The 18,079-nt window shown below is 71.5% G+C and carries 13 protein-coding genes; 10 read left to right on the forward strand and 3 right to left on the reverse strand.

Annotation, left to right across the window (positions count from 1 at the left end):
- Nucleotides 1-167 precede the first annotated feature (167 nt).
- Entirely contained in the window at nt 168-2,123 is a 1,956-nt protein-coding gene (locus tag WMF22_RS11670; RefSeq protein WP_438035793.1) for a multicopper oxidase family protein, read from the reverse strand.
- Nucleotides 2,124-2,221: 98 nt separating this feature from the next.
- On the opposite strand from WMF22_RS11670, the gene WMF22_RS11675 reads away from it, so the two are divergent.
- The 4 genes from WMF22_RS11675 (at nt 2,222) to WMF22_RS11690 (ending at nt 6,761) form a co-directional block, all read left to right on the forward strand.
- A complete protein-coding gene (locus WMF22_RS11675) occupies nt 2,222-3,106 on the forward strand; it encodes a LysR family transcriptional regulator (protein ID WP_438035794.1) in 885 nt (294 codons plus the stop codon).
- 53 nt (nt 3,107-3,159) lie between these two features.
- Nucleotides 3,160-3,534, forward strand: coding sequence for a hypothetical protein (locus WMF22_RS11680; protein ID WP_438035795.1), 375 nt, complete (start codon nt 3,160-3,162; stop codon nt 3,532-3,534).
- A gap of 132 nt (nt 3,535-3,666) precedes the next feature.
- Nucleotides 3,667-4,128: a helix-turn-helix domain-containing protein gene (locus tag WMF22_RS11685; RefSeq protein ID WP_438037253.1), complete on the forward strand. Its 462-nt coding sequence runs from the start codon at nt 3,667-3,669 to the stop codon at nt 4,126-4,128.
- Nucleotides 4,125-6,761, forward strand: a complete 2,637-nt coding sequence (locus WMF22_RS11690; protein ID WP_438035796.1) for a VIT domain-containing protein — start codon at nt 4,125-4,127, stop codon at nt 6,759-6,761. Before WMF22_RS11685 ends, WMF22_RS11690 begins: the two co-directional genes overlap by 4 nt.
- A gap of 45 nt (nt 6,762-6,806) precedes the next feature.
- Here WMF22_RS11690 and WMF22_RS11695 read toward each other — a convergent pair whose 3' ends face one another.
- Together WMF22_RS11695 and WMF22_RS11700 are read right to left on the reverse strand one after the other, a co-directional pair.
- Nucleotides 6,807-7,871, reverse strand: a complete 1,065-nt coding sequence (locus tag WMF22_RS11695) for an OmpA/MotB family protein (protein ID WP_438035797.1) — start codon at nt 7,869-7,871, stop codon at nt 6,807-6,809.
- A 228-nt stretch (nt 7,872-8,099) separates the two neighbouring features.
- Nucleotides 8,100-8,525, reverse strand: a complete 426-nt coding sequence (locus WMF22_RS11700) for a hypothetical protein (protein WP_437299181.1) — start codon at nt 8,523-8,525, stop codon at nt 8,100-8,102.
- 828 nt (nt 8,526-9,353) lie between these two features.
- Here WMF22_RS11700 and WMF22_RS11705 point away from each other — a divergent pair.
- From WMF22_RS11705 to WMF22_RS11730, 6 genes are all read left to right on the forward strand, one after another.
- Entirely contained in the window at nt 9,354-10,445 is a 1,092-nt protein-coding gene (locus WMF22_RS11705) for a type III polyketide synthase (protein ID WP_437299182.1), read from the forward strand.
- 56 nt (nt 10,446-10,501) lie between these two features.
- On the forward strand, nt 10,502-11,464 hold the full coding sequence (locus WMF22_RS11710; RefSeq protein WP_437299183.1) for an aldo/keto reductase: 963 nt from the start codon (nt 10,502-10,504) through the stop codon (nt 11,462-11,464).
- 44 nt (nt 11,465-11,508) lie between these two features.
- Nucleotides 11,509-11,895, forward strand: coding sequence for a nuclear transport factor 2 family protein (locus WMF22_RS11715; protein ID WP_437301553.1), 387 nt, complete (start codon nt 11,509-11,511; stop codon nt 11,893-11,895).
- 145 nt (nt 11,896-12,040) lie between these two features.
- Complete coding sequence (locus tag WMF22_RS11720; protein ID WP_437299184.1) at nt 12,041-12,412, forward strand: DMT family transporter; 372 nt, start codon at nt 12,041-12,043, stop codon at nt 12,410-12,412.
- Nucleotides 12,413-12,549: 137 nt separating this feature from the next.
- Complete coding sequence (locus tag WMF22_RS11725) at nt 12,550-13,020, forward strand: DUF3574 domain-containing protein (RefSeq protein WP_437299185.1); 471 nt, start codon at nt 12,550-12,552, stop codon at nt 13,018-13,020.
- Between the two features lie 331 nt (nt 13,021-13,351).
- On the forward strand, nt 13,352-18,064 hold the full coding sequence (locus WMF22_RS11730) for a copper oxidase (RefSeq protein WP_438035798.1): 4,713 nt from the start codon (nt 13,352-13,354) through the stop codon (nt 18,062-18,064).
- Nucleotides 18,065-18,079: the final 15 nt, after the last annotated feature.

Consider the following 18,079-nt stretch of genomic DNA (forward strand, 5'->3'; position numbering starts at 1 on the left):
CTCGCAGGTGAGCTCGACCCTGCGCGCCGTGCGACAAACATGCCGCCTCGCGGCGCCGCGCGCTGCGTGCCGCGGCTGCGCGTGCGAGCGTGCGTTATGCGCGCGGGCGCAGGCGGGCAGGCGGCGTTTCCCTCACGTGAGGAGGGGCGCGGCGCGCCGCCGCGCCATCACGGCCCGCAGAGCTCCAGGTTCGGCGGCGGCGGCGCCGGGTACGCGTCGGTCGCCGTCTTCGCGAACTGGCACGCGAGATCGTCCGGCTGACACCCTGCCTGGGAGATGCACGCGCCGCTCTCGTCCGTCCCCTGACACAGGCACGCTTCATCTCCCGGGGCGCAGATCTCCACGAGCTCCATCATCCCTTCGTCCTCGTGGTTCAGCTTGTGGCAGTGCGCCACGAACTGGCCCGTGAACTTCCTGGGGTTCATGATCACGTCGCGCGGCCCGTCCTCGACCTGGACCCACATCGTGTCTCGCCAGTGGGCGAAGTTGGGCTCCTTGTTCGACGTGTTGGGGCACACGAGGAACGGGTTGATGTGGATATGGAAGGGGTGCCCGTCGAACGCGCGGATCTCCCACCGCTCCGCGCTCCCGACGGTCATGACCCGATCGCTCCGGTAGCCGCGGGCGCGCCGCTCGTCGAACTTGCGGCAGCTGATGTTCGGATCCGGGCAGATGCACACAGGCGCGTCCGGATCGACCTCGTGCGGGTGGTCTCCCGGGTCACAGGACATGAGCGCCACGTCGCTGCTGAGATCCGGCGGCTTGCTCCCCGGCGTGGGCACGAGGAGCACCACCTTCTGGTGCACGGCCTCGACCGAATCGCAGCTCACCTCCATCTCCTTCCCGTCGACCGTGCCGGTCCACGACGTCGGCGGCGCGAGCGCGGCCACGTCCGCCTCGGCGGGCAGGTTCACCTCGGTGGGCTCGCCCGCGCTCGGGTCCACGTCGACGATCGCGATCACGCTCCCCAGGAGATCGTTCGGCCGGCGCCCGACGAGGCAGAGCGTCTGCTTGCCCTCAGGCATCTTCACCATCACGTCGGCGCGGTACCCGGGGGAGACCCACACCGTGTCGCTCCTGTAGAGCTGCGGGAGCGTCAGCCCGTCGCGCGCGATCTGCGTCGTCTCGATGGGCGCCTTGTCGAAATCGGAGCACGATGCGTCCTTCGCGACGTGGAGCTTCATCCCCATCTCGTCCGGGCTGCCCGCGTAGACCATGCGCCAGCGCTCCACCTGCCCGGGCGGCGTCGTGAGCCGCGGCCTGAGCTTGCCGTTGATCAGCGTGGCCCGGAGCGACTCGACAGCGAGGAAGTCGGTCACCGACAGGTTGTCCTCGGTGCAGGCCTCTCCCTCCTTCAAGGGCACCGTGTTCTCGTGATCGATGGGCACCTGCGTCATGACCATCACCCGCTCTCTGGCCCTGGCGATGCCGGGCACCTGGTCGAGCGCGCCCTCGATGAGGAGCGCCCCGGCGGCCCCATCCATGACCTGGATGGCCGTGGAGCCGTGGATGTGAGGGTGGTACCAGTCCGTGCCCTCGTGGTGGATCCCGTCCTCGTCCAGGTCCCAGCGGTACCGGGCGCTCTCGCCCGGCCCCACCTCGTGCAGCACGTGGTCGCCGAAATACCTCCTCTCGGGCGCGCAGCCGTCGCCCTCGCACGGGTCCGCGGGATCGTCCGTCGCGAAGTTGGGCTGCACGTGCAGGCCGTGGCCGTGCAAGTTCGTCAGGTTGAAGTCGTGGCACGACCTGTTGCCATGGCCCATCATGCTCGCGATCTCGCGGAAGTCGCTCTTCGTGAAGTCGTTATGCAGGGTCACGTGGACCTTGCGATCCTCACCCTTCGGAATGCGGATCGTGGGGCCGCTCGTCATTCCGTTGTACGCGCGGAGACAGAACCGGCGCCCGTCGATCTCGACCTCGCTCGGGCCGAAGCGCAGCTCGTACGCTCCATCCGCGCCCGGCTGGAGCTCGGGGGGGTCCTCGTACGTGGACGTCGTCTGCGGCGTCGTGCTCGTCGTGCTCGTCTCCTCGCCTCCGCCGCAGCCCGCGGGCGCCGCGAGGGAGAGGGCCAGCGCCGCGAGCGCGCCTGTGCGCGTGAGCGCGTGCGAATCGTCTCGTGCCATCGACTTGTCTCCTCCTTGCGCGACACTATCGAGCGGCGCCGCATGTGGATGGCCGAAGACGGTCACCCCTGGCTAGAATGCGGACAGTGGCAGGGTGTATGGACCTCGAAGAGCTTCGCGCCTTCCTCGCCGTGGTCGAGGCCGGCTCCTTCCTGGGCGCGGCCCGCGCGCTCGGCTCGTCGCGCACGACGCTCCGGCGTCAGGTCGCGTCGCTGGAAGCGCGCGCCGGCGTCCTCCTGCTGGAGAGCGTGCGGAACGGCGTCGTGCCGACCGAGGCCGGGCAGGTGCTCGCCCGGAAGGGGCGCGGCATGGTGCAGGAGGCGGCCGCGCTCCTCGCCTCGATCCGGGAGGTGGGCGACGCGCCCTCGGGCACCCTGCGGGTCATCCTGCCCGTGGGGCTGCCGCCGCACATGATGACGCCGCTCTTCGCCGCCATTCGCGGCGCGTATCCGAGGCTCCACGTCCACTGCCGCTTCAGCAACGATCCGCTGGGGGAGGCGCTCACGGACATCGACATCGCTGTCCACTTCGGCGAGGACGCGCCGAGCGGACACTGGATATCGCACGTCGTCCTGCGCGTCCGCGAGTGGCTCATCGCGAGCCGCGCGTACCTGGAGCGGCGCGGCACGCCGCAGGCGATCGAGGATCTGAAGCACCATGAGCTGTTCGCGTGGCAGGCTCCGGGCGAGGACGCGCGCACCTGGCGGACATGGCGGGGGGCGCCGTTCACCGTGGAGCCGGCCCTCATCGCGACGGACATCCACTTCATCCGGCACTGCTGCATCTCCGGCCTGGGCATCGGCCTCGTCCCCGACGCGCTCGTGCCCGACCCCGACGTGGGGCCGGACGTGCTCGTGCCGGTGCTGCCCGACGTGGTCGGGCAGGAGCGGCCCGTGCGGCTCAGCGTGCCGGGGGCGCTGTCGGAGATACCGAAGATCAAGGTGTTCATCGGGCACGTGCGCGCGTCGCTCGGGAAGCTGTAGCCAGCGCGATCCGGACGAGCGTCACGGACGAGGCCGCGGGCTTCGCGGGGCACATGGTCTACGTCGGGCTGACGTCGAACGAGGGCCAGATAAGAAGGCCGCTGGGGACGCAGGGCATCGAGCTCCTGCACAGGTTCGCGAGCGCCGACGACGCTCGCGCCGAGCGCGCGGCGCCCAGCAAGCTGACGTGGACCAGGCTCGACCCGCGGTCGTTGAACACCTGTGTCTCCGTGCTCAAGGAGGATCTCGCGTCGGGCGTCACCGACGCAGGCGCGCAGTCGCCGCTCGAGAAGGACTGCGGCGCGAGCGCAGCGTCAGGGACCAGCTACGCCTGTGAGCTCGCGTTCGCCGTTCGCGCCATTCTCTCTGAAGCATCCACTCGAATTTATTCGGGAAAATTCACAGGGAGGCGGAGAGGCGGGGAGTAAAAATTCCAGATCTCCCCGTCTCCCCGTCTCCCCGCCTCCCTGTTCAATTTTCCGCTCGAGATGCCGGTGCGCGGAGGAACTATAACTGTATACTTGACAGTTGTAGTGTCTCGATGCAGGATGCCCCTCGTGATGACGTACAAGCTCGACGAGCTCGCGGGCGAGGCGGGGGTGGCGCCGCGCACGGTGCGGTACTACGTGCAGCGCGGCCTCCTTCCGGCGCCGGAGTTCCGCGGGAAGGACACCTCCTACGGGCGAGAGCACCTCGCGCGGCTCCGCGCCATCAGGGTCCTCCAGCAGGCGCACTTGCCGCTCGAGGAGATCCAGGCGCGCCTCGCTGGCGCAGACCTGGAAGAGATCGAGCGAATCGCCGCGGGGGCGCCGCCGCACGGCCTGGAGGCGCGCTGCGCCGCCCCGGAGGAGGCCGCGGCGGCGCCGCCCTCCGGCGCGCCGCGCGGCGCGCGCTGGGAGCGGGTCGAGATCGCCGACGGGGTGGAGCTCCACGTGCGGACCGACGCCCCGGACCGCTCGCGGCGCATCGCCCTCGATATCGAGTCTCGTTACACAACCCTTGCCCCGAAAGGCTCGCGATGAACCCCTCCCACGATCCTTCGCACCCGTCGCCGATGTCGTGTCTTCGCACCTCCGAGGGCCACCCGGTCCCGCTGCTCGGCGTCTCCCTCTCGGGCGAGGTCCTCGGCGGCGCGGCGCGGCTCGTCGTGCGGCAGCGCTACAGGAACGAGGAGCGCCGGCCGATCGAGGCGATCTACACCTTCCCGCTCCCGGGCGAGGCGAGCATCGCCGGCTTCGCCATGGAGTGCGCCGGCCGCAGGCTCGAGGGGGAGGTCAAGGAGCGCGAAGCGGCGTTCCAGGCCTACGACGAGGCCATCGCCACCGGCCACGGCGCGGCGCTGCTCGACGAGGAGCGGCGCAACGTGTTCACGGCGAGCGTCGGCAACCTCCTGCCCGGGGAGGAGACGGTCGTCGAGGTCGCGTTCGTGCAGGCGCTCACGGCCGACGAGGGGGCGCTGCGGCTCATGATCCCGACCCTCGTCGCGCCCCGCTACATCCCCGGCGCGACAGGGGGCGACCGGACCGCGCACGGCGTCCAGGAGCCCACGGGCGACGTGCCCGACGCCGACCGCATCTCCCCCGGGATCGCGCGGGTCGACTACGGGATCACCGTGGATATCGTCTTCGATCTCGGGCGCGACGTCGCGATCGAGAGCCCCTCGCACGCGCTCTCGGTGCGCCGCGAAGAGGGGTATCGCCAGCGGGTCTCGCTCCGGAACGACAAGGCCGCGCTCGATCGGGACATCGTGCTGCTCGCGGCGGGCGCGCCGGGCGTGCAGGCAGGCGTCGTGTGCGACAGGACCCCTGGCCAGGAGGGGACCTTCGCCCTCACCGTGGTGCCGGACCTCTTCGACGAGACGCACACGCATGCACACGCGAAGCGGGCTTCCTCCCGGCGCGACGTCGTGTTCGTCGTCGACGTGTCGGGATCGATGCAGGGTGAGTCGCTCGACCAGGCGAAGCGCGCGCTCCGGCTGTGCCTCCGCCACCTCGCCGAGGGAGACCGGTTCGGGGTGATCGCGTTCTCCAGCGATTTCCGGCCGCTCGAGCCGTCGCTCGCCCCGTTCACGCAGGCGACCCTGAAGGCCGCGGACGCGTTCGTCGAGGGCCTCCGCGCGGACGGCGGGACGGAGATGCTGAATCCGCTGCTCGCGGCCGTGGACATGCTCGGCGACGCGGAGCGAGACCGCGTCGTCGTGCTGCTGACGGACGGTCAGGTGGGCAACGAGGCGCAGATCGTCGATCGCGTCGTCCAGCGGGGCAAGGGGGTGCGGTTCTACGCGTTCGGCATCGGCACGAACGTGAGCGACGTGCTGGTGAGCGATCTCGCGCGCCGGACGGAGGGCGCGGCGGAGTTCATCCACCCGGGCGAGCGCATCGACGAGAAGGTCACGGCGCAGTTCGCGCGGGCGACGGCGGTCCGGGTCACAGGGCTCGAGGCGCGCTTCGAGGGGGTCGACGTCGGCGAGCTCGCGCCGGCCGAGCGCCCGGCGCTCGTCGACGGGGAGCCGTGGGTGCTCTACGGCCGCTACGGGAAGCCGGGGATGGGGCGGCTCTCGCTCCGCGGGACCCTGCGCGGGGAGCGCTTCCTCGTCGAGGTGCCGGTCGAGCTCGCGGCGGAGGCGTCGCGGCCCGGCCTCGAGGCGCTGTGGGCGGGCGCGCGGGTGCGGGAGCTCGAGGAGTCGGAGCGCGGGCTTTCCGGCAAGCGCGCCGAGGCGATGCGGAAGCGCATCGTGGACCTCGCGGTCCGGCACCGGGTGGCGTCGAAGCACGCGTCGTTCGTGGTGATCGAGCGGCGGGCGGGCGACCGGCGCGCCCACGGGCAACCCGAGGCGCGGCCCGTGCCGGTGAGCGCGCCGGCGGGGTGGGGGATGTCGAGCCACCGCGGTCCGGTGGCGCCGGCCGCCGTGTACGCCTCGATGTCGATGGGCGGGGGTGGCCCGATGCGGGGCGGCCCCGTCGTGATGAGGTCCAGGCTCGCTGCGCCCGCTCCCGCGGCGCCCGCCGGCCCGCCCAGGCCGGCGCCGGCCGCGAGCGGCCTGCTGGCGCGCGCCAAGCAGCTCTTCCAGCCGAGCGCAGGGGCCGCGGCCGCGGGCGGCTCGGCCGACCGGGATCGGGCGGCGAGCTGGGTCGCGCCCCCGGCCGCCGCCGCGCCGGGCGGCCCCCCGCCGCCGCACCACGTGCCCCCGCCGGCCCCGGCGCCGGCCGCCGCGCCGGCGCCGAGCGTCGCTCCTGAGGGGGGCCCGTCCCAGGGCGACGGCCTGGGACGCCTCTTCGAGGAGCAGCTCGCGTCCGGGCTGTGGGAGCGCGGCGACTCGACCGATCTCGGCCGGCTCTCCAGCACGGCCCTGTGCCTCGCGGATTGCCATGACCAGGGTGTCGACTCGGCCCACCCCATCTACGGCGCCCAGATCGCCAAGGCGATCGAGGCGCTCTGCGCGCTGGCCGCGTCGCTCCTCCAGCGCGGCGGCGCCGACGGGGAGGTGGCCGCGGCGCTCGCGGCGGCCTACCTCGTCGCGAGCGGCCGGCGGCTGCGGGCGCAGGTCCGCGACGCCGTGGCGGCCGCCGCCCCGGAGGCGGTGCGCGCGCTGCTGAGCGAGATCGGGGACGCCGGGGCGCTCAGGAGAAGGGTCGACGCGCTGCGCGGCGCATGAAGTGCTCGCCGCGGCTGGAAGGCCGCGGCAGCCCTCGAGCCGCGCTCACGGATACGTGTCGTCCCCGCCCTTCGTGCCGGCTCCCGGGCGGGTCGCACCGCCCGGGCGAGGCTCGCCAGCCGGTGCTGCGCCAGCCGGACGAGCCGCGCCAGCGGGGGTCGCGCCAGCGGGAGCCGCGCCAGCCGGGGCTGCGCCAGCCGGGGCCGCGCCAGGCGGGGCCGCACCAGCCGGGGCCGCTCCGGCCGGTGCTGCACCAGCCGGGGCCGCGCCAGCGGGGCGAGCGGGGCCCTCCGGGAGCTGCGCTGTCCCCTCGATCACGATCTCCACGCGCGGCTCCTGCGGTTGCGCCGGGGCGCCGCCGCCCGCGTCGGCGGGCGGCAGATCGGCGAAGCTCGCCAGGCTGAGCCGCGCGAGGGGCACGCCGGCCTCCTTGGGCTGCGCCAGGAAGAGCAGCACGGCGCGCGCCTGGGCGACCGTCACGTCCCAGCCGTTGCGCCACGCCACGCCAGGCGTGCCGCTCGCCGTGTGGCCGACGACCTGGTAGTCGAGGCCCTTGAGCGGCTCGTTGCTGCGGATGATCGCGGCGATGTCCCTCAGCACCTTCTCCCCCGCCGGGGAGAGCGCGTCGCGGTTCCCCTTGAACAGGACCCGGCTCGGGATCGAGATGACCACGCGGCCGTCGCGCGGCGCGACCGTGACGTCTCCGGAGGCGACCGGCAGGAACGCCCTGAGGACGTCGCTGTCGCGCTCCGGCGCCGGGCGGGCCCCGGCCGGCTCGCCGCGCGGCGGCGTCGCGCCCGGCCCGACGTCGAGGCCCGAGATCGGATCGTTCGCCCAGTGTGGATCGGCCGCGGCGCCGCCGCGCGGGCCCTGCTCTTCCAGCTGGCGGACGCGCGCCTGGCTGGCCACGAGCTCGCGCTGGAGGCGCTCGGACCGGTCGAGCTGAGCTTGCCATTCGAACTCGGTGTAGCCGCACCCGGCGAGGAGCGCAGACGCGACCAGCGCGGCCAGGCCGCGCCCGGCGAAAGCGGCCCGGAGGGCGCGGGGAGGGGAGGCCTCGGCGCGCCCCTTCGCGCTCACCGCTGCGACACCCGAAACAGGCAATTGCACTTTGCAGGCTCCTTCTCGCCGGATCATCCGGATCCATCCTTCTCGCGCCGGTGCGCTGAGCGGGCGGGAGCCTATCCGAGCGGCGGTGATCCCACAAGGCGCGGCCGGGCCGGGGCGCGCCCCGGCCTCGGAGACCCCGGCAGGGGACCGGGCCGAGGGACCGGTCCGCTCCGGGAGCGATCCGCCCGCGCGCGGTCCCGCGCTCGCTTGCGATGGGGGTGTGCCTGCCTACGACAGCCGCTCGTGGCCGGCGCCGTTCGGCAGCGAGGCCTGGTGCGCTTTCCTGCGGTGCTCGAGCTCGGCAGAGATGAGCCGCACGAGCTCCGTCGAGAGGACGATCGCCTCCCGAGGGCCATATCCATGCTTGCTCAGCTCCCGCGCGACCGACTTGGCCAGGATCTTCATCGCCGAGTCGATCTCTCCCGGCGTCTTCGATGTCGACGTCGAGAAGAGGCTCGCGGTCATCCGGGTGTCGGCGCCTCGCCCCTGGCCGTCCTCGGGCGCTCGGCGCAGCGTCGGCTCGCGCTCCGGAGGCGCTGCGCTCCGGAGCGATGGCCTGTCGATCGCGTGGCTTTCGTGGTTTTCGGCCGATGCGGGCGTCGTCGTGCTCGTCGTGCTGTCCGTATGCAGCGATGTCGTGTTGTGCGCGCTCACGGTGGATCCCCGTCGTCGTTTAACGGTTTTCTCGCCTTCGTCCTTCGGCCTTCGTCCCCGCGCGAGAGGCGCTGTTCATCTCGAGCCCATGCCGCTCGTCGCAGCGGCAGGCATCGGTGGATTTACGTCGCGAGGCGAAGTTGACGGCAAAAAGCAGGAATGGCACCTGCCGGGGTAGTGTGGAGGCGGACCACAGCGGCCCCTGACCCCACGATAGCAGGGCTCCGATAAAGGGCATCACTTCATCGGTCGTTCGCGCGCGAACACCCATGTTCGCGCGCGCCGCCGGCCGACGCCGAGGGGGCGCTCCCGCGAGACTGCAACTCTGAGTGTGCGCGCCAATGCTCCGCCCGCAGGGGGCGCCGTCCGCCGCGAGCGCGAGAGGTGGCTTGCCCGGGGCAGACCCGGGTGCGTCTGGCGCGCTCGCCGCGCGGGGCGGGGGGCGCCGCCGCCCGCGCTGCGCTCCGCCGGGGAGCGCGGACGCACGCGCGCGCGGAACGCGCGCGGAACGCACGCAGATCGCGCGCGGATGAGGCACAATCGACGTTGAGCACGGATGTCGAGTCGGATGTTCGCTGGTCGGACAGGGCTTGTTAGGAATCGCACGCCTTCCATTGACGATGTGTGTTTCCTGCGGTATTCGATGGAATCGTTGGCGGCCCGACGCTGCGGCGCCATGGGCGTCCGGAGGGAACTCCGGGCTTTGTAGAGCCGGCGGCGCGGTCGATCGACGCGACGTCCTTGCTTCCGTGTGCCGATCCATGGCGCCGTTCGCTGCGGCTCGGCCGACGGCGGACGTTCCGAGTTCATCATGTGTAGGGGGGAAGTATGGCCACACTGTGCAGGCCGGAGGTCGCGGTTCCGGAGTTCATCATCACGCGGGAAGACACGCTGAAGCTGGCGGAGCGGCTGCACGCGAGAAACCCGCAGCTGAAGCTCGTGCTGCGGCTCATCAACGGCACCGGGGTGCAGAAGCGCCACATCGTGCAGCCTCTGGAGCAGGCGCTCGCTCACCCTGGGTTCGAGATCCGAAATAGAATTTACGAACGGGAGGCCAAGCGTCGGGTGCCGCCAGTGATACGGCAGGCGCTGGAGAACGCCGAGCTCACGGCGCGGGACATCGACGCCATCATCTTCGTCTCGTGCACCGGCTTCATGATGCCGTCTATGACGGCCTATCTGATCAACGCCATGGGCTTCAGGCACGACACGCGCCAGATCCCCATGGCGCAGCTCGGCTGCGCGGCCGGGGCGGCGGCCATCAGCCGCGCGCACGACTTCTGCGCGGCTCACGCGGAGGCCAACGTGCTCATCGTGGCCTGCGAGTTCTGCTCCCTCTGCTACCAGCCGACGGACGATGACGTCGGATCGCTCCTGTCCGACGGCCTCTTCGGGGACGCGGTGGGCGCGGTCGTCGTCCGGGGCAGCGGAGGCACCGGCATCCGGCTGGAGCGGAACGAGGCGTATCTCATCCCGGACACCGAGGAGTGGATCTCGTACGCCGTCAAGGACACCGGGTTTCACTTCCGGCTCGACAAGCGGGTCCCCGGGACTATGAAGCCCCTCGCCCCCGTGATGCGCCGGCTCGTCGCGAGCCACGGCTGGGACGTGGGCAACCTCGACTTCTACATCGTCCACGCGGGCGGTCCGCGCATCCTCAACGATCTGTGCAGGTACCTGGAGGTGCCCCAGGAGTCGTTCCGGTACAGCAGGGCCACGCTGACGGAATACGGCAACATCGCGAGCGCGGTGGTGCTCGACTCCCTGGGACGCCTGTTCGCGGACAGGCCGATGCCCGACGGCGCGCGCGGCGTGATCGCGGGGTTCGGCCCGGGGATCACGGCGGAGATGGCCGTCGGCTCCTGGGTGAACGATCACGGCCAGAGCAGGGGCGGAGCGCGTTCGTCCTCCGCGGCGTGACAGCGGCCCTGTCGCTCCTGCCATGAAAATCGTGTGAGAAGGGGAAGGGAAGGCTGATGACCAACGCATCGCTCAAGACGCCGTCGCTGAAGTTCATGCTCGGAGGCGACCGTCCCGTCTGCCGCATGGGTTATGGCGCCATGTACCTGACCGGGCCGGGCTACTGGGGGCCGCCGGCCGACCCGGACGCGGCCGTCCGGCTCCTGCGGCGCGCCGTCGACCTCGGGGTGAACTTCATCGACACCGCAGACGCCTATGGCCCGGACACCAACGAGCAGATCATCCGCCGCGCCCTCCATCCGTACCCGGCGGGGCTCGTGATCACCACCAAGGGCGGGCTGCTGCGCTCCGGACCGGAGGACTGGACCGTCCAGGGGCGCCCGTACATCGTCCCGTGCGGGCGTCCGGCGTACCTCCGCCAGCAGGTGGAGATGAGCCTGCGGAACCTCGGGCTCGAGCGCATCGAGCTCTATCAGCTCCACCGCATCGACCCGGCCGTACCGCTGGCCGATCAGCTCGGCGAGCTCGCGCGGCTCAAGGAGCAGGGCAAGATCCACCATATCGGCCTCTCCGGGCAGCCCGAGGTCACCGTGGAGCAGCTCGCCAAGGCGCGCGAGATCACCGAGATCGCCGCCGTGGAGAACCTGTACAACGTCGCGGACCGCTCCGGGGAGAAGGCGCTGCGGTACGCCGAGCAGCACGGCATGGCGTTCATCCCGTGGTTCCCCATGGGACACGGCGACCTCGCCAAGCCCGGCAGCGTCCTCTCCGGGCTCGCCAAGGAGCGCGGCGCGACGCCCGCCCAGCTGGCCCTCGCCTGGCTGCTGCACAGGTCGCCGTCCATCCTCGCCATCCCCGGCACCTCGTCCATCAAGCACCTGGAAGAGAACTGTCGCGCGGCGGACATGAAGCTCGACGAGAGCGAGCTGGCCGCCATCGAGGACGCCGCCGCCGCCGCGAAGACGTGGCGTCCCTCGGCGTCGGAATCGGGGTCCGCCCACACGAAGGAGACGCCGTGAGCACCCAGCAGCCAACCAGCGCCGCCCACCCGAACGTCCAGAAGCTGCGCACCCTCTACGCCGATCTGTCGCGCATCGGGGAGTTCGTCGCCGACGACATGGTCCTGCACACAGCGCACCGGGAGCTCTGCCGCGACAGGGCCGCCGGCCGCGTCGTCGGCAAGGCGGCCGCCGCCACCCACGAGCGCGAGCTGATCCGCATGACCGGCGGCACGCTGCGGATGGACGTGCAGCACATCTTCGCCAACGATCACTTCGGCGCCGCGTTCGGCGTGCTGCGCGCCCACCTCGGCGGCGCGAGCCTGGCGATGCCGTTCTGCGGGGTCTGGCGCTTCCGCGGGGGCCTGATCACGGAGCACTGGGAGAACGCGTACGACGTGGCCACCGTGATGGGCTTCCTCGGCGACGAGAGCGGCGCCCCGCCCGCCTGAGGCGCCGAGGGGCCGCGCCGCGAGGGCCTCGCCCCGCCCTTTGTCGTTCCCGCCATCCTCCCGGATCTGCTACTGCTGCGCGCCGCGCCGGTGCCCTCCCGGGCACGGCGAGCTCCCCGGGGAGCGCGCTCGCCGCACGTCAGCCATGGCTCAAGGTTACCTCTTCCTCATCATCGCCCTCGTCTTCAACGCGACAGCGAACATCCTGATGAAGCTGGCGTCGCGGCGCGTCACCTCGATGGAGGGGTTGTCCCTCGTCGAGAAGGGCCTCGCGCTCGTCAAGAACTACCACCTCGTGCTGGGGCTCGTGCTCTTCGCGTCGAACATCCTGTTCTACGTCCTGGCGCTCAAGCGCATCAACCTGTCGATCGCCTATCCGATCATGACGTCGGGCGGCTTTCTGCTCATCTCGGTCTTCTCCGTCTACTTCCTGCACGAGACGCTGACGGCGCTGCAGATCGGCGGCATCGTCCTCATCGCGGCGGGGATCGCGCTGCTCGCGTACAACATCGCCTAGGGCCTCCGGCCGGCCTCCGCGGCGCGACGTCGGACCGCGCCGGACCGGCTTGCCGGGTCCGCCCGCCCTCGGCGTGGGGCCGTGGTACGGTGGCGCGCGCCTCGCGCCCGAACGCCCTCACCCCGGAGACCGCCGCCATGCGCAGCCGAACGCTCCCGCGTGCCTTGCTCGCCGTGCTCCTCGTGACGCCCCTCGCGACGCCCCTCGCGACCACTGCGTGCCACGGCACCCCGAAGGACGCCGCGCACCCCTCGCCCGGCCCGGCCGGCGCCGCCTGCGGGCGCGGCGATCCGATGACGCGCACCGAGCTCTTCTTCGGCCTGGACCGGTTCGAGCTGCCCCCCGTGACGCAGGCGGAGTGGCAGCAGTTCGTCGACACGGCGATCACCCCGCGCTTCAAGGACGGGCTCACCCAGTTCGATGTCGACGGCCAGTACCTCGCGACGACGGGGAAGCTGATCCGCGAGGACAGCCGGCTGATCATGCTCCTCCACGACGGCGGCCAGGTCGCCTCGGACGCCATCGACGCGATCCGCAAGGAATACAAGGCTCGCTTCAACCAGGAATCCGTGCTGCGCATCGACGAGCCCGTCTGCGTCGGCTTCTGACGCCTGAAACCGCCGCTCTGGGGCGAGCTCCGCCCGCCGCGGGGACAGCGCGTGTCCCGCGCATGTCTGTTCGGAACAGCGCCTGTTCTCGCGGCTCGGCGGGGGCCTGAACGCGAAGATTCTTGACCAGCTGGGGGCTGGGAGACAGAGTTTTATTACAACTGCCAGGCTTCGGTCGGCGGGTGGCCGCGCATTGCGTTGCGCGCATCCGTCGGCGTGCTCGTGCCTGGCGTTCATACAAAAAGCGTTCGACGCGAGCGCTCCTGCTCGGCTCCAAAGGAGCAAGGAGATCCCCGTGCTGATGAGGCTTCGCTGGCGGTCCGGATGGGCCATGGTGAGTGTGGCTGTCCTTGGGTGCTCGGGCTCCGAAGGGCCTCCTCCGGAGGAGGAGAGCGTCCTGGAGAGCCAGGATGAGGTGCGCTACGACTTCCATGCATCCGCGTCTGGAAGGACGGTGTTCGCGGACGTCGTGGCCATAGATCAGATGTTCGTCTACGATCGCCTCGGCGCGTTCAACCCCGGGGGCATGGTGTACGCGCTCCGCCGGGACGTGGTGGCCGCCGATCCGTCGAGGCCCATCGGTCCTGGCAACGCGACGCTGCGGCCGGGCAAGCGCCCGAGGCCCCTCGTCCTGCGGGTCAACGCCGGCGACAGGCTCTCCATCTCGTTCACCAACTGGCTCACGCCCGCGACAGGCGCGCTGCCGAGCACCTCCACGTCGACCCGCGACGCCTCGATCCAGGTGGTCGGGCTCCAGATCCGGAACATCGACGCGCTCGCAGGCGACGTCGGGAACAACGAGAGCTCGCTGGCCGCGCCGGGCGAGACGCGCAGGTACGAGCTCTTCGCCGGCCGCGAGGGCACGTTCCTCATGCACAGCGGCGGCGCCATGGTCGGCTCGGAGCCCGGGCCCGGGCGGCGGGTCTCCCAGACGCTGTACGGCGCCGTCACCGTCGAGCCGCCGGGCGCTGTCGCGTACCGCTCGCAGGTGACGGCCGCCGAGCTCTCGGCCGCCTCCCTGAGCCCCTCGAACCCCGACGGCACGCCGCGCATCGACTACAACGCGGCCGACGCGTCCGGTCAGCCGATCCTGAAGATGATCGACGACGCCGGCGAGATCGTGCACGGCGACGTCAACGCCATCATCGCGGGCTTCGACGAGACGGAGGTCGGCTCCCCGGCCTCCGAGAACATGGGCTATTTCCGCGAGTTCACGGTGCTCTTCCACGACATCCTGAGCGTCGTGCAGCCCATCGCGGAGTACCAGGCGGACCCGCGCTACAACGGCGTGCGCACCGGCTTCGGCATCAACTACGGCGCCGCCAGCCTGGGCAGCGCCGTCTTCGCCAACAAGCAGAAGATCGGCCCGAGCAAGCGCTGCGAGGAGTGCAAGTTCGAGGAGTTCTTCCTGAGCTCGTGGGTCAACGGGGATCCGGCGCTGAACATCGATCGGGACGACGCCGGCAACGCGACAGAGGCCCTCTATCCGGACGACCCCTCGAACGTATCCCACGGTTACCTCGGGGATCCCGTCCGTATCAGGAACCTCCACGCCGGCCCCAGCGAGACGCACGTCTTCCACCTCCACGGCCACCAGTGGCTGCGGTCGCCGGGCAACGAGAAGAGCGCGTACATCGACTCGCAGACCATCGGCCCGAGGGCCGCCTACACGTACGACATCACCTATGGCGGAGGCGGCAACCGCAACCTCACCGTGGGAGACGCCATCCTCCACTGCCACCTGTATGCCCATTTCGCGCAGGGCATGTGGGGGCTCTGGCGCACTCACGACGTCTTCGAGGCGGGCACGCCGGACCGCTCGCTCCCGGACGGCGAGCTCGCGGCGGGGACGCCCACGCCCGCGGTCGTGCCGATCCCCGGCGTCGCGCTGGCGCCGATGCCGACCTACGAGCGGACGTCGGTCAGGATGGCCGACGGCAAGACCGTGGAGCGCGACCCCATGCCGGGTTATCCGTTCTACGTCGCCGCGGTCGCCGGGCACCGGCCGTCGCAGCCGCCCCGCGACATGGAGCACGACGGCGGGCTCCCGCGCCACTACATCGCGAACGTCCCGCCGGGAGGCGCGGTGGCCGGCGGCCGCGGCCTCTTCGACGTGCAGCTCTCCAGGGCCGACGTGCAGCTCTTGCCGAAGGACGGCACCCCGTCGGAGGTGGCGGCCGCCAACTTCCACGCGGGCGAGTTCCCGGGCGCCGTGCTGGCGCCGGAGCGCTACGGCTTCCCCGTCAAGGGCTACCCCGCCTTCACGGCGGCCGGCAAGCCGGCGCTCTTCCTCGTGAACGGCCAGCCGCCGGCCGCGGGCGCCCCCTTCGCGGACCCGTGCCCGCCGGACGCGCCGGTGCGCACCTACCGCGCGGCCTACGTCCAGACCAACGCCCCCGTGAACCGGGCCGGCTGGCATGACGCGCAGGCGCGCATGATCGTCCTCGAGAAGGACGTCGAGGCCACCCTCGACGGCACGAGGGCGCCGGAGCCGCTGTTCATCCGCGCGCAATCCGGCGAGTGCGTGGTGTTCCACGCGACGAACCTCATCCCGGCGGCGCTCGCGGCGGACGACTTCCAGGTCTTCACGCCCACCGACGTCATCGGCCAGCACATCCACCTCGTGAAGTTCGACGTCACCTCCTCGGACGGTGGGGCGAACGGCTTCAACTACGAGGACGGGGCCCTCGCGATGGAGGAGGTGGTGGCGCGCATCCAGGCGGCCAACGCGCTCGGCGGGGCCCTCGCCGCCGGCGTCAGGAGCGGCGAGCCCGGGGCGCGCGTGCGGCTCGACGACCCGACGCGCCACCCGCGCATGGCAAGCCCGTCGCTCGGGGCGCAGACCACGACACAGCGCTGGTATGCCGATCCGATCCTGAGCGAGGCCGGCCAGGACCGCGCGCTGAGCACGGCCTTCACCCACGATCACTTCTCGGCCTCGTCGCACCAGCACCACGGGCTCTACGGCGGGCTCGTCGTCGAGCCGGCCGGCTCGATCTGGCGCGATCCGGAGACCGGAGCGCTCTTCGGCGATCGCAGCGACGGCGGGCCGACGAGCTACCGCGCCGACATCCTGTTTCCCCCGGGCGACCCCCGGAGCCCGTTCCGCGAGTTCAACCTGAGCATCGCCGATTACGGCCCCGTCTACGACGAGTGCGGCCGGCCGGTGAACCCGTCGTCGCAGGCGCCGGCGCCGCTGCCGGTGGCCATCACCCATGGGCCCTCCACCCCGGACGCGATCTCGTGGCGTGACTCGGGCGTCGGGCTCATCAATTACCGGAACGAGCCGATCCCGCTCCGGATCGCCGAGCGCAACTGCAGCACGCGCGCGGTCGTCCAGAAGAGCGGCGACGCCGGCGCCATGCACAACGTCTTCAGCTCGCGCGTCCACGGCGATCCCGCGACGCCGCTGCTCCGCGCGTACGACGGCGATCGCACGCTGATCCGCCTCACCCAGGGCGCGCAGGCGGAGCAGCACGTGTTCACCGTGCACGGGAAGAAGTGGCTGAACGAGCCGACCGATCCCGACAGCGGCTACGCCAACGGGCAGGCCATCGGCGTCTCGGAGCAGGCGGACCTCGCGCTCGACGCGGCGCCCCTCTTCCGGAAGAACGCGGCGGGCGGCGCGGACTACCTCTATGCGGGCGCGCCGACGGACGATCTCTGGGAGGGGCGGTGGGGCATCCTGCGCGTCCACGGCGAGCGGCAGGCGGATCTCCTGCCGCTCTCGGGCGCGTCGCTGCCGAGGGGCAGGCGCCGGGAGGTCGAGGTGTGCCCGCCGGAGGCGCAGAAGAGGGCGTATGTCGTCCACGCGATCACCGCGCAGGGCAACCTGCCGGGCGATCGCCTCACGTACAACCCGACGTACGGGCTCCACGATCCCAACGCCATCCTGTTCGTCCTCGAGGAGGATCTGGCCGCCCTGCGCTCGGGCGCGCGCCCGCCCGAGCCGCTCGTCCTGCGCGCGGCGGCCGGCGAGTGCGTCGAGGTCACGCTCGTCAACGACCTGCCCGAGGATCCGCCGAAGTCGCCTCACTGGAACTACAACGCTCCCATCGTCGACGGGTTCAACGTCAACCAGGTGAAGCCGTCGAACCGCGTCTCGCTGCACCCGCAGCTCGTGGCGTATGACGTCACGGCGAGCGACGGCGCGAACGTGGGCGAAAACCCCGATCAGACGGTCGAGCGCGGGAAGCAGCGGACGTACACCTGGTATGCCGGCGACATCTCCGTGACGGCGCGGGGAGACGTCCGCTGGCAGCCCATCGAGCTCGGCGCCGTGAACCTCAAGGACATGGCGGACGTGGTGAACCACCCGATGCACGGGGGGATCGGCGCGCTGATCGTCGAGCCGGAGGGCGCCGTCTGGTACCCGAGCCGGGACTCCCGCGCGGCGGCCCAGGTGAAGTACCGGGACGAGAACGGCTCCGAGATCTGGTTCCGCGAGTTCGTGCTCCTCTACCAGGACGAGGTGCCTTTGCAGTCGGATCAGGAGGCTTTCCGTTGCCTCAACCCGGCCCTGGGCTGCGGCGCCACCCTCGCGAACGTCGCTGGCCCTCCCGATCCCGACTTCACGGGCCACAAGGCGTTCAACTACCGCGCCGAGCCCATCTGGGCGCGGCTCGGCGTGGGGCCGGACGCGCCGCTCGGCGCCCGCCCGGGCCTCGACGTCAGCGGCGTCTTCAGCTCGGCGGGGCGCGGCGATCCGGCGACGCCGATCTTCACGGCGGGGCGTTATGACCGCGTGCGCTTCCGGGTGCTGCAGGCCTCGGGGCACCGGCGCCAGCACTCGTTCGGGCTCTCGAACACGGAGTGGGCGTACAACCCGTGGGCGCAAGGCTCGGGATCCCGGTACCAGGGCCGTAACAACAAGAGCTTCGCCGTGAGCGCGCACGGCGGCATCGGCCCCATGACCGCGTGGACGGTGACTCCCTATTTCAGGTCGGGCGGCATGTTCGATGTCCCCGGCGATCGCCTCTACATGGACCAGTCGAACGCCATGCTCACCGGCGGGCTCTGGGGCATCTGGCGGGTCAAGCCGTGAGCGGGAGGAGGGGCC

Source organism: Sorangium sp. So ce204 (assembly GCF_051526795.1).
GTDB lineage: Bacteria > Myxococcota_A > Polyangia > Polyangiales > Polyangiaceae > Sorangium > Sorangium cellulosum_B.

Bases quoted from the DNA above. Each gene is read 5' to 3' on its own strand.
- WMF22_RS11685 (WP_438037253.1), top strand. From the start codon at position 3,667: ATGACGTACAAGCTCGACGAGCTCGCGGGCGAGGCGGGGGTGGCGCCG.
- WMF22_RS11675 (WP_438035794.1), top strand. From the start codon at position 2,222: ATGGACCTCGAAGAGCTTCGCGCCTTCCTCGCCGTGGTCGAGGCCGGC.
- WMF22_RS11710 (WP_437299183.1), top strand. From the start codon at position 10,502: ATGACCAACGCATCGCTCAAGACGCCGTCGCTGAAGTTCATGCTCGGA.
- WMF22_RS11725 (WP_437299185.1), top strand. From the start codon at position 12,550: ATGCGCAGCCGAACGCTCCCGCGTGCCTTGCTCGCCGTGCTCCTCGTG.
- WMF22_RS11730 (WP_438035798.1), top strand. From the start codon at position 13,352: ATGGTGAGTGTGGCTGTCCTTGGGTGCTCGGGCTCCGAAGGGCCTCCT.
- WMF22_RS11690 (WP_438035796.1), top strand. From the start codon at position 4,125: ATGAACCCCTCCCACGATCCTTCGCACCCGTCGCCGATGTCGTGTCTT.
- WMF22_RS11705 (WP_437299182.1), top strand. From the start codon at position 9,354: ATGGCCACACTGTGCAGGCCGGAGGTCGCGGTTCCGGAGTTCATCATC.
- WMF22_RS11670 (WP_438035793.1), bottom strand. From the start codon at position 2,123: ATGGCACGAGACGATTCGCACGCGCTCACGCGCACAGGCGCGCTCGCG.
- WMF22_RS11720 (WP_437299184.1), top strand. From the start codon at position 12,041: ATGGCTCAAGGTTACCTCTTCCTCATCATCGCCCTCGTCTTCAACGCG.
- WMF22_RS11680 (WP_438035795.1), top strand. From the start codon at position 3,160: ATGGTCTACGTCGGGCTGACGTCGAACGAGGGCCAGATAAGAAGGCCG.